Source organism: uncultured Rothia sp., from assembly GCF_916715725.1.
Classification (GTDB): Bacteria; Actinomycetota; Actinomycetes; order Actinomycetales; family Micrococcaceae; genus Rothia.
On the sequence record NZ_CAKAPD010000011.1, the window covers coordinates 41,328 to 55,416 of the forward strand.

At 61.0% G+C, this 14,089-nt stretch carries 12 protein-coding genes; 9 read left to right on the forward strand and 3 right to left on the reverse strand.

All coding sequences use genetic code 11. The annotated features are described in order from the left end of the window. Positions 1-233: 233 nt before the first annotated feature. From hemE to QZ822_RS07055, 9 genes are all read left to right on the forward strand, one after another. On the forward strand, positions 234-1,412 hold the full coding sequence (hemE, locus tag QZ822_RS07015) for a uroporphyrinogen decarboxylase (protein ID WP_294643594.1): 1,179 nt from the start codon (positions 234-236) through the stop codon (positions 1,410-1,412). Between the two features lie 129 nt (positions 1,413-1,541). Continuing rightward, positions 1,542-3,092 carry a protoporphyrinogen oxidase gene (hemG, locus tag QZ822_RS07020; protein WP_294643595.1) on the forward strand — a complete coding sequence of 517 codons (1,551 nt, stop codon included), beginning with the start codon at positions 1,542-1,544 and terminating at the stop codon, positions 3,090-3,092. Between the two features lie 116 nt (positions 3,093-3,208). Beyond that, a complete protein-coding gene (gene hemQ / locus QZ822_RS07025; protein WP_294643598.1) occupies positions 3,209-4,027 on the forward strand; it encodes a hydrogen peroxide-dependent heme synthase in 819 nt (272 codons plus the stop codon). Further along, positions 4,024-5,478, forward strand: coding sequence for a ferrochelatase (locus QZ822_RS07030; protein WP_294643601.1), 1,455 nt, complete (start codon positions 4,024-4,026; stop codon positions 5,476-5,478). Before hemQ ends, QZ822_RS07030 begins: the two co-directional genes overlap by 4 nt. A 110-nt stretch (positions 5,479-5,588) precedes the next feature. Then, on the forward strand, positions 5,589-6,722 hold the full coding sequence (locus QZ822_RS07035; protein WP_294643603.1) for a hydroxymethylbilane synthase: 1,134 nt from the start codon (positions 5,589-5,591) through the stop codon (positions 6,720-6,722). Positions 6,723-6,727: 5 nt separating this feature from the next. Further along, entirely contained in the window at positions 6,728-7,633 is a 906-nt protein-coding gene (locus QZ822_RS07040) for a uroporphyrinogen-III synthase (RefSeq protein WP_294643604.1), read from the forward strand. Between the two features lie 73 nt (positions 7,634-7,706). Next, positions 7,707-8,708 carry a porphobilinogen synthase gene (hemB, locus tag QZ822_RS07045; protein ID WP_294643606.1) on the forward strand — a complete coding sequence of 334 codons (1,002 nt, stop codon included), beginning with the start codon at positions 7,707-7,709 and terminating at the stop codon, positions 8,706-8,708. A 192-nt stretch (positions 8,709-8,900) separates the two neighbouring features. Continuing rightward, positions 8,901-9,869, forward strand: a complete 969-nt coding sequence (locus tag QZ822_RS07050; RefSeq protein ID WP_294643607.1) for a DNA cytosine methyltransferase — start codon at positions 8,901-8,903, stop codon at positions 9,867-9,869. A 9-nt stretch (positions 9,870-9,878) separates the two neighbouring features. Further along, a complete protein-coding gene (locus QZ822_RS07055) occupies positions 9,879-10,736 on the forward strand; it encodes an NgoMIV family type II restriction endonuclease (RefSeq protein ID WP_294643608.1) in 858 nt (285 codons plus the stop codon). A 95-nt stretch (positions 10,737-10,831) separates the two neighbouring features. On the opposite strand, the gene QZ822_RS07060 is transcribed toward QZ822_RS07055, so the two are convergent. From QZ822_RS07060 to QZ822_RS07070, 3 genes are all read right to left on the reverse strand, one after another. Next, complete coding sequence (locus tag QZ822_RS07060) at positions 10,832-11,389, reverse strand: hypothetical protein (protein ID WP_294643609.1); 558 nt, start codon at positions 11,387-11,389, stop codon at positions 10,832-10,834. Between the two features lie 158 nt (positions 11,390-11,547). Then, positions 11,548-12,741, reverse strand: coding sequence for a carboxylate transporter (locus QZ822_RS07065; RefSeq protein WP_294643611.1), 1,194 nt, complete (start codon positions 12,739-12,741; stop codon positions 11,548-11,550). A 154-nt stretch (positions 12,742-12,895) separates the two neighbouring features. Next, positions 12,896-14,077 (reverse strand): sugar dehydrogenase, encoded by a 1,182-nt coding sequence (locus QZ822_RS07070; RefSeq protein ID WP_294643613.1) that lies wholly within the window; start codon positions 14,075-14,077, stop codon positions 12,896-12,898. Between the last annotated feature and the right edge of the window lie 12 nt (positions 14,078-14,089).

Sequence of the window (14,089 nt, forward strand, 5' to 3'; positions counted from 1 at the left end):
TTCAAAAGCCGGGGAGGGGAGAATATCTCGGAATGTGATGCGGCGTATTCGGGGCTTCATCTGCGTATTCTTCGCGTAAACAGGGCTCTAATAGGGTATATGGAGGGTGTTGGCAGAGTTCTAGCAGGTGTGTACTAAGGTGTCCCTCACCACTAAGAAAGTCACCATTAGGTAAAAGTCACCATGACAAAGTGTCGCAAAAACACCCACATAAACCTGTCACACTAGACACTATGAGCGAAAACCAGCACACCACTCCCGCGTCGGCAGAAGGCGCCGCACAGGCACCCGCCCTGCCCGCACATCCCACCGACGCCCAGCGACCCCTGCTCACCGCCGAGCAGCTCGCACACCTACCCGCCAACCATCCCCTGCGCGCAGGCACCGCCGCCAACTCGCCCATGCTCCGCGCCCTCACCGGCCGCCCCTCCAGCCACCGACCCGTCTGGTTCATGCGCCAGGCAGGCCGCTCCCTGCCCGAATACCGCCAGGTACGCGAAGGCATCCCCATGCTGGATGCATGCCTCACCCCCGACCTCGCCGCAGAAATCACCGTGCAGCCCGTCCGCCGCCACAAGGTTGACGCCGGCATCTTCTTCTCCGACATCGTCATCCCCATGAAGCTCGCGGGCGTCAACGTTGACATCGTGCCCGGTAGGGGCCCGGTCCTCGACCAGCCCGTGCGCACCCTCGACGAGGTGCGCGCCCTGCCCGAACTCAAAGACAGCGACCTCGACCCCATCCGCGAAGCCGTCGCCGCCACCGTAGAAATGCTCGGCGACACCCCGCTCATCGGCTTTGCGGGTGCACCCTTTACCGTCGCCGCCTACATGGTTGAGGGCGGCCCCTCCCGCGACCACCTGCGCCCGCGCACCATGATGCACGCCGACCCCGCCGCCTGGCACGAACTCGCCGCCTGGGCAGCCCGCACCGCAGGCCAGTTCCTGCGCGCGCAGATCGAGGCGGGCGCATCCGCCGTGCAGCTCTTCGACTCCTGGGCAGGCTCCCTCGGCGAAGGCGACTACCGCCGCTACGTGCAGGCGCACTCCGCAACCGCCCTCGACGCCGTACGCGAATACGGTGTGCCGCGCATCCACTTCGGCACCGGCACCACCGCCCTGCTGCCCGCCATGCACGAAGCCGGCGCGGACGTCATCGGCGTGGACTACCGCCTGCCGCTGTCCGCAGCGAACACCCTGCTCAACGGCGCCGTACCCCTGCAGGGCAACATCGACCCGGCACTGCTCGCCGCAGGTAGCGAAAACCTCTACGCACACGTAGACAACGTGCTCGCAGAAGGCGACGCCGCCCCCTCGCACGTGGTCAACCTCGGCCACGGCGTACCCCCGACCACCGACCCGCAGGTGCTCACCGACCTCGTGGCATACATCCACGAGAAAACGGCGAACTAAAGCGACGGACCCGCGGGGCTAACACATATCAGCGCCGCAGGATACCGCCCCAAAGCACCAATCCCAGCACACGCTGATAGAGCACAACGCCACCGAGCAGACCCGCTGACAGACCAAAGGAGAACCACCATGGGCCACACCAACCAGGCACCGCACCGCACCGCACAGGTCAGCTCCTCCGCCGCGCCCCATAACGCACGAGCATACAGCCGTAACGAGAAGGTACCCACCGCCATCGTTATTGGCGGCGGCCCCTCCGGCCTGATCTCCGCACGCCGCCTCGCCGCAGCCGGCATGCGTGTCACCCTGCTCGAACAGCGCCACCACCTCGGCGGTGCCGTCGGTGCCCACGAAGTTGGCGGACTGCTCCTGGACTCCGGCGCGGAATCCTTCGCAACCCGCAGCCCCATTGTCAGCGACCTCGTCAAGGAACTCGGCCTGGGCGACCAGATCGTCACCCCCAACTCCTACGGCTCCTGGCTGTACCTGCCGCAGGGCGCCCGCCGCACCCCCAGCACCGGCATCATGGGCATCCCCGGTAACGTCAACGACAAGTCGCTGATCCCCGTCATCGGTAAGAACGGTCTGCGCCGCGCCCAGGTGGACAAGTTCCTGCCCGTCTCCGCCGGCGAGAACGCAAAGACCCTCGGTGAACTCGTGCGCATCCGCATGGGCCAGAAGGTCCTCGACAACCTTGTCGCCCCCGTGGTCTCCGGCGTGTACTCCACCCACCCCGACAAGCTCGATGTGGACGCCACCATCCCCGGTCTGCGCGCAGCACTGCGCAAGCACCGTTCCCTCTCCGCCGCAGCGCACGCTTTCCGTTCGGCAGCCCCCGCAGGCTCACAGGTCGCCGGCATCGTGGGCGGCATGAACCAGCTGTCTGAACGTCTCGTCGAAGACCTGTACGCCGCCGGCGTTCGCATCGTCACCGGATTCGACGTCATCGCCGTAGACCGCGACGAATCCACCGGCCAGTGGTTCATCATCCAGCGCCACACCACCGACGGCGAAAACACCCCCCTCTACGCCGACTACCTGGTGCTCGCCACCGACGGCCCGACCGTAGCACGACTCATCGGCCCGCACGTCTCCACCGCACTACCCGCCCTGGAACCCGGCCCCGAAGTCGCCCTCGTCACCCTCGTCGTCGACGCCCCCGCCCTGGACAAGCACCCCCGCGGCACCGGCCTGCTCGTCTCCGAAGAAGCCACCGCCGTACGCGCCAAGGCACTCACCCACGCCACCGCCAAATGGCAGTGGGTCGCCGACGCCGCAGGCCCCGGACGCCACGTCGTGCGTCTCTCCTACGGCCGCGGCGGCGAAGACGCCCGCTTCTCAGAAGTGGCACTCGCCGACGAACAGCTCATCACCCTCGCCCTGCGCGACGCAAGCCGCATGATGGATGTAGCCCTCACCCACAGCAACCTCGTTGACGCGGACGTCGTACGCTGGCGCGGTGTACTGCCCGCCTCCACCCCCGGCCACCGCGACCGAGTCAAGGAATTCCGCGAACGCGCCAGCGAACTCGGAACCCTCAGCACCGTCGGCTCCTGGGCGGCAGGCTCCGGCCTGGTCGTAACCGTCAAAGACGCCTACGAGCAGATGGACCGCCTCATCTACCACGCGGCACAGGACTGGGAAGGCGTCACCTCCCCGAAGGTCGCAACCGCCAAATAGACGGCACCGCAACCTCCCAAACCAGCCAACAACTAAGCCAAAAATTTGAGAAAACGCGCGGCTACGGAAGCCGCGCCTCCAGCACAGCGAACCCTCGCTGAAGAAAGGAACACACAATGTCTCACGATCACGCAGCACACGGCGGCCACGGTCACGGCGCAGGTCAGGGCGGCTACACCCACGCCGGCCACGGCTACGGCGGCGCACCCAAGGGCTACGCAGTCCAGCACTCCGCAGCTGACGAGAACCGCCGCGGCCGCGAAGAAGGCGAAACCCTGCACTACGCCCTCTACACCGTGTTCGCACGCTCCGGCGCACGCCCCGCAGAATCCAACACCGACGAGGCACTCGCCGAGTTCGAGAAGGTCGCCGAGCAGCTCGCAGCAGACGGCGTGACCCTGCGCGGCATCTACGACGTCTCCGCAATGCGCGACAACGCAGACGTCATGATCTGGACCCACGGCGCAACCCCCGAAAAGCTACAGGCAGCAGTCCGCAAGATCCGCCGCACCGCACTCTTCGCAGGCACCACCATCGTCTGGTCCACCATGGGCGTACACCGCGAAGCAGAATTCACCCGCAACCACGCACCCGCCTACGCACGCGGCAAGGCACCCGAAGCATGGGTCTGCGTCTACCCCTTCGTACGCTCCTACGACTGGTACTACATGAACCCCGAACGCCGCGCAGAAATGCTCAAGAACCACGGCATGAAGGCAATCGACTTCCCGCAGATTCTGGCAAACACCGTCGCAACCTTCGGCATGAACGACTACGAGTGGGTCCTCGCCCTCGAAGCACCCCAGCTCGTTGACCTCGTCGACATGATGCGCCACTTCCGCAACACCGAAGCACGCCTGCACGTACGCGAAGAAACCCCCTTCTACACCGGCCGCCGCATCGGCGCAGACGAAGTAGCAGAGGTTCTGGCGTGAGCCATCAGCCGCACAACGGCGTAACCCTCAACGGCACGCTCCTGCCGGACAACGTGGTACCCAACCGCACCGACCCGGCGAACACCGCCTCCAACGGCCCCGCCGCGCTCAACGAGCAGACCCTCGGTGACTACCGAAGCGAACGCAGCATCACCCGTGACCGTGCCGAAGAGGCACGCCCCTACGACCTGGTGATTCTCTCCTCCTTCGGTGGCCCCGAGGGGCAGGATGACGTCATCCCGTTCCTGCGCAACGTAACCGCCGGCCGCGGTATTCCGGATGAGCGCCTCGAAGAGGTCGCCACCCACTACCGCGCCAACGGTGGCGTCTCGCCCATTAACGAGCAGAACCGTGCCCTGCTCGCCGCGTTGCAGCAGGCGCTCGCCGAACGCGGCCCGCACATCCCGATCACCTGGGCGAACCGCAACTGGAAGCCCTACGTGAAGGACGTACTCGCCGAAGCCTACGAGAACGGCCACCGCAACGTGCTCGTGCTGGCGACCAGCGCCTACCCCGGCTACTCAAGCTGCCGCCAGTACCGTGAAGACTACGGCGTGGCGATTGAGCAGCTCGGCCTGGAAGGTCGCGTGCACGTGGGTAAGATCCGTCAGTTCTTTGACGTGCCCGGCTTCTCCCGCGCTTTCGCTGACGGGCTGAAGGACGGGCTCGCCACGGTGCGTGAGCAGCTTGCCGCACGCGATAGCGGCTCGTCGAACCCGCGCCTGCGCATCATGTTCTGCACCCACTCGGTGCCGACCTCCGCAGCGAATGAGGCAGGCCCGCGCGGCGTGAACTACGAGGGCGGTTCCGCCTACGTGGAGAAGCACCTGCAGGTCGCTCGCGCCGTGCTTTCGCTGGTTCGCGATGAGGCTCCGCAGCTTCTGCAGAACGTCGAATGGGAGCTGGTGTATCAGTCCCGTTCCGGCCCGCCGTCCATGCCGTGGCTCGAACCGGACGTCAACGACGCCCTGGAGGCGCTACCCACCCCCGCCAACCCGTCGGAGGATGGCGAAGCCCCCGTGGAAGGCGTCGTGCTGGTGCCCCTCGGGTTTGTCTCCGACCACATGGAAGTCAAGTGGGACCTGGACACCGAGGCGCTAGACACCTGCGAGCGCCTGGGCGTGGTCGCTGTGCGCACCCCCACCCCCGGCACGCATCCGGCGTACGTGGAATCGCTGCGCCGCCTGATTGAGGAGCGCGTGGAGAACGGCGTTTCTGCCGACCTGCGCCCCGAACGTGAGAGCGTCCTCGCCCCGAGCGCGAGCGGTCAGTACGGCTGGTTCGACGAGTGCGAACCTGACTGCTGCAAGCCCGGTCGCGGCGCGCCGAAGCCGGTGGTTGCAGAATACGCGCCCGCCGTTTCTGAGGATGCCGCCTCTGCCGCAACCACTGCTGAAACCTCAGCCCGCCGCTCCGGTGGCTGCGGCTCCGGCGGATGTTGCTCCCACTAACACCACCCCTGTAGCTCCGGCTCGCCCCAACACCCCCTAAACGGGGTGCGCGGGCGGGTCGGAGCGCACGTGCCTACGGGCTATCACACACATCACCGATAAGGAGAGATATGAGCCATCACGAGTACATCTTGGGCACCCGCGGGTCTGCTCTCGCCCTGACCCAAAGTCGTATTGCTGCTGAAACCGTCACCTCCCTCTACACCGAACACCAGGCACACCACGGCGCCGCAGATGCCGAGGTCGTGGACTTCACCCTGCGCACCGTCAAGACCGAAGGTGACGTGCTCACCGGACCCCTGGCGACCCTCGGCGGCACCGGCGTATTCGCGGCGGCACTGCGCCAGCGTCTGCTCGACGGTGAGAACGCCTCCGAAGAAAACCGCGTGGACATGGCAGTACACTCCCTCAAGGACCTGCCCTCCGCGCCCTGCCCGGGCCTGGTCATCGCCGCAACCCTCAAACGTGAAGACCCCCGCGACGCCCTCGTAGCACGCGACGGCCTGACCCTCGACACCCTGCCCACCGGCTCCCGCGTGGGCACTGGCTCACCCCGCCGCGCCGCCCAGCTACGTGCACTGCGCCCCGACCTTGAAATCGTGGACATTCGCGGTAACGTGGGCACCCGCATCGGCCGCGTGAAGGGCCTCGAAGAGCACGCCGGCAAACAGGTCGTGCTCCGCCAGAACACCGAAACTTCCGAACGAGCCGACCACGGTGTAGGCACCGAACGCAGCGGTGACTGCGACGCCGTGGTGCTCGCCGTCTCCGGTCTGAAGCGCCTGGGCAAGGAAGAACTCATTACCGAGTACATGGATCCCACCCGCATGCTGCCCGCCCCCGGCCAGGGTGCGCTTGCCCTGGAAGTGCGTGAAAGCGAGTTCGAGAACCCGGACCCCGCCGCGCTCACCGACCCCGAGGTGGCACGCCCGGTCCGTGCCCTGGGCTGTGCCCTGCTCGCCGCAAACCACTACGAAACCCGCCTTGCCGTCAGCGCCGAACGTGCCCTGCTGCGCCGCCTCGAAGCCGGATGCGCCGCCCCCATCGGTGCGTACGCGCAGGTGGTTGAGGGCGACCTGGTGCTCAACGTTGTGGTGGCCTCCCCGGACGGCACCGACATGCTGCGCCACACCTCGGCAACCGCCGAACTGGATGTGCCCGGCGCCGAACGCCTGGGCGTGCGCGTGGCGGAAGACCTGCTGCAGATGGGCGCCGCCGCACTGGCCGGATTGGATCTGAAGTAGGCATCATGTCTGCCTCGTGTTCTGAACCTCGGCTGGCTGATGCCCCGCAGGTTGATGCCCCGCCTTCTGAAACCCCGCGCACGGTTCTGCTGACCCGCTCCGCCGCCCAGGGCGCCGCCTTTGCCCGCGCCCTCGCCGAGGAATGCGCACAGAACGGGTTGGGGGAGTGCCGGGTACTTTTCGCCCCGCTACAGCAGGCACGCACCGTCGAACCGGGCGAAGACCACGTCGCCGCGCTGGAGGCGCTCGCCTCCGGTCAGTACGCGTGGGTGAGCTTTACGAGCGCCAACACGGTTCGCGCCTGCGCCGAGCTGTGGGGTGACCAGTTCGCCCGCGCCTGCGCGAGTGGGGGAGTGCGCATCGCCTGCGTGGGTGCGGCAACCGCCCGCGCAGTGCACACCCAGCTGGGGTTGGGCACGGATTTTCAGCCGCAGGTGCAGAGCGCCGCCGGTATGCTCGCAGAGTTCGAACAGCCTGTAGCCGGTGCCGCCGCCGTGCTGGTTCTGGAAGGCTCCAACGCCCGCCCGGCCCTGCGCGAAGGCCTCAAAAACCTGGGTTGGGACAGCAGCCGCTGCGTGCTCTACGACATGGTGCCCGCCGAGCAGGTGGTGCCCGGCGAGCTGAGCCTCAGCGCCGCCCGCGCGCTCGTGCAGGGGAACACCATAGATGCATCCGCGCCGGATGTGCTGGTGGTGACCGCCCCCTCCCGCCTGCACGCCCTGCTGGACGGCGCACCCGCGCTAGCGCCAGAATCGGTGCTGCCTGAATCCGTGTCGCCTGAGTCCGTGCCGCCGGTGGTGGCGATTGGGGCGAGTACCGCCTCCGCATGCCGCGCCCTGAACCTGCGTTATGTGCAGGCCGATTCGCCCTCCCCGCAGGATTTGGCGCGCGCCGCCGCATCCTTGATTTAGGCGCATCCCTCATCTAGGCCTCATTAAGACACATCTAAGACCACATATTTTTATCGAGTTTTCAGGAGAGATCATGAACCTCACCCGCCGCCCGCGCCGCCTGCGCACCACCGCAGCCATGCGCTCCCTCGTCGCTGAAACCACCCTGCGCCCCGCGCAGCTGATTCAGGTGTTCTTCGTTCGCGACGGCATCACTGAGCCGCAGCCGATTCGTTCGATGCCCGGCCAGTACCAGCACACCCTGGAGAGCATCATCCCCGCCGTGCGTGAGGCGTACGAGGCGGGCATCCGCTGCATCGACCTGTTCGGCATTCCTCGCGATGAGGATAAGGACGAGGTCGGTTCGACCGCCTGGGATCCGCAGGGCATCCTGAACCGTGCGATTGCGGTGTGCCGTGAGGAGTTCGGCGATGACCTGGTGGTTATGGCTGATACGTGCCTGGATGAGTTCACGAGCCACGGCCACTGCGGCGTGCTGGTTGATAACGGTCACGGCACGCCCGTAGTGGATAACGATCAGACTGTGGAGCTGTACTGCAAGATGGCGGTTTCGCAGGCGCGTGCGGGTGCGCATACGGTGTCCCCGTCGGGCATGATGGATGGCCAGATTGCGGCGATGCGCGCAGCCCTGGATGAGGCTGGCTTTGAGGATGTGTCGATTCTGGCGTATTCGGCGAAGTACGCTTCGGCGTTCTTTGGTCCGTTCCGTGACGCGGTGGAGTCCAGCTTCACGGGTGACCGTAAGACGTATCAGCAGGATCCGGCGAACCGCCGCGAGTCGCTGCTGGAGGTGCGCGCTGACCTGGAGGAGGGCGCGGATATGGTGATGGTGAAGCCTGCCTGTAGCTACCTGGATATTGTGCGTGAGGTGGCGGAGTTTTCCCCGGTGCCGGTGGCGGCGTATCAGGTGTCGGGTGAGTACGCGATGATTGAGGCGGCTGCGGCGAACGGCTGGATTGACCGTAAGGCTGTGGTGTTGGAGTCGCTGCGTTCGATTCACCGCGCCGGTGCGGACGTCATCCTGACCTATTACGGTACAGAGGCGGCAGGCTGGCTGCGCGAGCTGGACGCCTAACCCCTCCTTCTAGACGCTGAGAAGCCACATGCTGTACGAACAGCATGTGGCTTTATTAGCCTTTAGCAAACTATATAGCCGAGACTAATACTCAAACAAGGGTATAGGACGACTACCTCGAAAGCCCTAAGTAAAGCTGTGCTGTAGGATGTCTATGAGCCAACGGCTAGAAATTGGAAGGATACCATCAGCATGTATACATCGATTGAAGTATGCGCAGGTGCAGGAGGTCAAGCTCTTGGGCTTGAGCGAGCAGGTTTTAGGCATCTGGCAGCGGTAGAGATTGACCGTCATGCCTGTATGACCCTTCGGGAAAACCGCCCTCAGTGGGACGTATATGAGGAAGACCTGAATGAATGGATTTCATCCTATTCATTGCAATATATGGGGGCTGATTTAGTAGCCGGTGGGGTTCCCTGTCCTCCTTTCTCTGTTGCAGGAAAACAATTAGGACATGAAGATGAACGTGATCTATTCCCCGCGATGCTTAAGCTAGTTTCCATCGTGCGTCCTCGAGCCGTGATGATAGAGAATGTCAAAGGACTACTAGATAGTAAATTTGAATACTATCGAGAAAATTTAAATCAGGAATTTGATAACCTGGGGTACACGTTGCATTGGAAACTCCTGAATGCTTCAGACTATGGCGTCCCGCAGCTTCGTCCCCGAGTTGTTATTGTCGGAATTCGAAATGATGAAGTAGGTGTCTTTACATTTCCTGAGCCGCATAAGACGCCACCGTTGTCTGTTGGGGAATCCCTGAAAGAGCTGATGGGGGCGAACGGTTGGAAAGGGCTAGATGAATGGGTTGAAAAAGCAAACTCTATAGCTCCTACTTTGGTCGGTGGATCTAAGAAGCACGGGGGTCCTGATTTGGGACCCACACGAGCTAGACGGGCATGGGCAGAGCTGGGAGTGAACGGAAGTACGCTCGCATATGACCCTCCCGAATCTGAATTTGAAGGTCTTCCTCGTCTGACTGTTCCCATGGCTGCAAGAATCCAGGGTTTTCCAGATGACTGGAAGATAACGGGCGCAAAAACTAACGCGTACCGTCAAGTTGGGAACGCTTTTCCGCCGCCTGTTGCTGAAGCCGTCGGCAAACAAATCATCAAAGTTTTGCGTGAAACTGACAAAGTTAAGAAAGGGAAAAATAAGTAGATGTCGTATATGGACCAGGCTAGAGAAGCATTTCATAGAGGCCTAGTTGAATCTGGAGTTCTTTCACTCGATCCTCATGGAATTGCTTCGAATGCAGACCGTTCGCAAAAATCATCAGTTGAGATTGCGAAATCAATTGCTTGTACTCTAGAGGCTAATGAAATGTCTTCTAAACTAAAAGGTCAGACGGTTGGTAAGCTATTTGAAGAGCATGTTGCCTCTTATGTTGAGAGTACAATGACTCAACTGCACATGCTACGACCTGGAAAGTGGCATTTTGATAATGTTGGTAGCTCTAGGAAGAATTATCATATAGCTGAATATCTTCCGTACACTCATCTGGCTGACTTGTCAAAGGCTATTAAAGAAAATCTCTCATTGCGTTCTGCGATTGGTAATAGTTATGATATATCGCCGGATATATTGGTGTTACGTGAGCCGGAATCGGATGAGTATATTAATTCGGAAAATGATATTATTTCAAAATCATCTGAGATTGCGAAATTTACTCCGATTAGAAAATCTATTAATTCAAATAATATTGTTCATGCTGTTATATCGTGCAAATGGACATTGCGTTCTGATCGAGCTCAGAATGCACGTTCAGAAGCTCTTAATATAATTAGAAACCGCAAGGGTAGGACTCCCCATATTATGGTAGTTACAGGTGAACCTAGCCCTGCACGAATTGCTTCATTGGCTTTGGGGACAGGTGATATAGATATGATATATCACTTTGCTCTTCATGAGCTTGAGGAAGCAGTTAAAAAATCAGGGAATTCCGAGGCTCAAGACATGATGGATACTCTTGTTAAGGGTTCGAGGCTTCGAGATATATCAGATTTACCATTTGACTTAACGATATAAATTTATTTTGTGTAAATGGCAGGCGAGCTAATTTATATTCTGATAAATTAGCCCGCCTGCATTCATTTTAGTATCTATTCTGATGGATTATGAGTTTACCTATTAATTTCTTTACTGGCTGGCTTGTACCCGAGGGAGGTACACACAACGTTGCCGTTGGTGAAGTACTCCGCGAGCTTCTCACGGTCGGCGGGGGAACGCAGGTCCGCCCAGCGTTCCTGCTCCAGGTAGAACGCAACCTGGGAGGTCAGGCAGACGACGCGTTCATCGTGTACCGCCACAATGTGCCTGCGCAGCCACGGTATGTGCTGAGCGAGGTTCGGCGGGATTCTGGACGGCACCTTGATTTCTATCTGCCATTGTGACGGTTCGTAGAAGGTCGACTTGATCTGTTCGGGGTTCTTCGGGAAGACGCAGAACTCCTCAATATCGGGGTAACTGTACTTCTTCGCGGGCAGGAAAAGCCGCCCAATGTAGAACGAATCGGGGTTGAACAGCAGGTAGCGCCTCCTGCAATACCAGCGAGTCGCAAAGGTTATAGCAGCAACAATCCCCAACATGATGGATGCGTCACGGCGGGACATCGGAGTAACGCCCAGAACGCTCCAGCCAATGAGCGCGTAGAAGAAAACGCAGAAAGCCAGAAACAACACAAAGTGGGTTTCAGCATAGAAGTTATTTCTTTTCCAGACTCGTCTGGCTCGGGGAGGAACCTCCTCCAGCATTGGTGGAGTGCTTAGCTCCATGAGTTGTCCTCTCTACGGGTATCGGTGATGAAATGTGGCTTTTCGCCGTTTATGCTAATTGGCCGCTAATTCACTGCCCGGAAGGAGGCGATACGCGCCGCCTTCTTCGTCAGCTCATTCGCCGGCTTGTAACCCAGCGTGAGGCAAATAGCGCGCCCCTCCACAAAATACAGGGGCAACTTCTCGCGGTCCGCCGGGGAATCCACATCCGCCCAGCGTTCCTGCTCCAAATTGAACGCAATATGCGCCACCAAACAATCGATACGGTAATCCCCGAAGCCAAAAGTCTCCAGGGAACCGGTAGAGAAGGTGACGGCAAGACGCCAATCACTGGGCATCTGCTCATCAGGGTCTATATCCTCGGGATCGCCCGTGTACCAGGGATAAACCTTGAACCGGTCAATATCGGAGTACTGGTAGACCCTGGGCGAACGGAAAATACGCCCACGCTTCACCACGGTCGGCGTGAACCGATAGTACGAACGCACCGTACACCACAGGTACGGAATGGCTAGCGCATAGACAATAAGAAACGCTATTGACGTCTTACCAATGTAGGTGGGCTCATAACCGAGCAGCTCAGTGTTCGCGAGCGAATGAAGGTAGCAGAGCAAGAAGAAACCACCGACAGGAAGAGCCACAAAGAGGAAGATTCCCTGCCCCTTCCAATCAACTTGGATGGGCTCACTACTGGGCATGGCGACCGTGCCGCGGAACGGGGCACTGAGCCGACCCAGCGTCCTGGTGTAAATAGTGGGCATGCCCAGATGACGTTCATTGGGGCTGAAACCGCGTGCGACGCGCCAACCGCGGCGACCCCAACGCGCCGCCCAATACACCATGAGGAACGGCAGAAGCAGCCCCGGAATTAGGATCCCGTCGTACGTCATATCCCAGTACAGAACGAACGTCGAATAGACGATGACACACGCCCAGCCGTACACGAGGATATGCCCGAAATCCATAATGGCGTTCGAGCCCTTAACGCTTTCCAACTGGGCTTCAGCCCTGCGGAATGCCGCTTCTTCCTGCTCGGAGGTGAGGTAAGTGCCAGCATCCGCGAGCTCTGTAATTGCCTCCTTCACATCCTCGACGGGCGAACCCATCACCGAGGTGTAGACCTCGCGCGCTCGCGAGGCGCCAATAAGCGTCGGGTAGGCGACCTCCACCAGCAGGCAGCACGCCAGGTAGATGAAGAACGCCACCAGCCATACGTTGCGCACCTGCTCCATGGGCAGGCCCAGGGCTGCAAGGTCCATGAATTGTCCTCTCTACAGTGTCTCTCTCTACGGGGTATCGGTGATGGTGTGTCTGTGATGCTCAGAAGCCACATGTGTTTCGAAAAGCCACGTCTTATGTGGCTTCTCGAAACACATGTGGCTTCTCGCGGTATAAGAGCGGTATAAAAGTCGCTTACTTGTACTGCGCCTTCTGGAAGGATGCGCGGCGTGCCGCCTCCTCCGCATGCTTACCGGCAGGCTTGTAACCCATGGTCGTGCAGATGACGCGGCCGTCCACGAAGTACTTCGCCAACATTTCACGGTCCGCCGGCGAATCCAGCTGCGCCCAGCGTTCCTGCTCAATCTTGAATGCAATCTGCGCCACCAAACAATCAATCTGGTGATTATTGAGCGCATAGTTGTGCTTGCGGCCGCCGGGAAGCAGAATCTCCAGCCGCCACTGGCTCGCGTCCTTCGGGTTCAGTTTGATAGCGTCCGGGTTCTTCGGGTACACACGGAACGCGCGAATCTCAGAGTAGGGGCGGGCTTTCGCCGGAAGGAGCAGACGCCCAGCCTGGAACGAATCCGGGTTGTACACCACGTAATCGCGGTTGTACATCAGCAGCATGAGAATCAGCGGAATGTACGCCGCCGCCAAGAACCAGGAAGCGTGACCGATATAGATCGCTTCCCAATCCTCGTCGATGCTCCAGCCCGCTAGCGACGTCAAGAAGACAGCGGCGAGCAGGAACGCAATAACGTTGAGCCCCCAGTAGACGGTGCGGTCCTCACGAATCGGCTCCACACCCGGCACGGTGCCGCGCACACGGAACGGTGCGCTCAGCTTACCCAGCGTCGCCGAGTAGATGCGCGGCATGCCCAGCACACGGTCGTCCTTGCTGTAACCGCGTGCTTCACGCCAGTGACGGCGACCCCAACGGGCACCGCAATACACCATGAGGAACGGCAGAAGCAGCGCCGGCAACAGGATGCCGTCGTACACGATATCCCAGTACAGGGTGAAGATGGAGACCGCCACAATCCAGCCCCACAGGTACATGACCGTGTGGAACCAGCCGCTAAACACGCCGGCGCCCTCAATAGAATCCAGCTTCTTCTTTGCCTTCTTCGTGGCGCTACCCTTACGGGAAGAGCTCAGCGGCGCACCCATCGCGGTACGTTCCGCGGTGGCGCGGCGTGCCTCATCAACAGGCGAGCCGGACACCTCAAGGTACAGGTCGGCTGCCTTCTCCTTCTTGATGGGCACCGGGTAGGCGATATCCACCAGCAGGCACAAGCCCAGGTACACCATGAAGGCGATCAGCCACACGTCGCGTAGCTGCTCCATGGGCAGGCCCAGAGCGCTCAAATCCATGAGCGGCTCACC

Excerpts from the sequence above, each read along its gene's own strand:
- hemE (WP_294643594.1), top strand. The coding sequence starts at position 234 with ATGAGCGAAAACCAGCACACCACTCCCGCGTCGGCAGAAGGCGCCGCA.
- hemG (WP_294643595.1), top strand. The coding sequence starts at position 1,542 with ATGGGCCACACCAACCAGGCACCGCACCGCACCGCACAGGTCAGCTCC.
- hemQ (WP_294643598.1), top strand. The coding sequence starts at position 3,209 with ATGTCTCACGATCACGCAGCACACGGCGGCCACGGTCACGGCGCAGGT.
- QZ822_RS07035 (WP_294643603.1), top strand. The coding sequence starts at position 5,589 with ATGAGCCATCACGAGTACATCTTGGGCACCCGCGGGTCTGCTCTCGCC.
- QZ822_RS07040 (WP_294643604.1), top strand. The coding sequence starts at position 6,728 with ATGTCTGCCTCGTGTTCTGAACCTCGGCTGGCTGATGCCCCGCAGGTT.
- hemB (WP_294643606.1), top strand. The coding sequence starts at position 7,707 with ATGAACCTCACCCGCCGCCCGCGCCGCCTGCGCACCACCGCAGCCATG.
- QZ822_RS07050 (WP_294643607.1), top strand. The coding sequence starts at position 8,901 with ATGTATACATCGATTGAAGTATGCGCAGGTGCAGGAGGTCAAGCTCTT.
- QZ822_RS07055 (WP_294643608.1), top strand. The coding sequence starts at position 9,879 with ATGGACCAGGCTAGAGAAGCATTTCATAGAGGCCTAGTTGAATCTGGA.
- QZ822_RS07065 (WP_294643611.1), bottom strand. The coding sequence starts at position 12,741 with ATGGACCTTGCAGCCCTGGGCCTGCCCATGGAGCAGGTGCGCAACGTA.
- QZ822_RS07070 (WP_294643613.1), bottom strand. The coding sequence starts at position 14,077 with ATGGATTTGAGCGCTCTGGGCCTGCCCATGGAGCAGCTACGCGACGTG.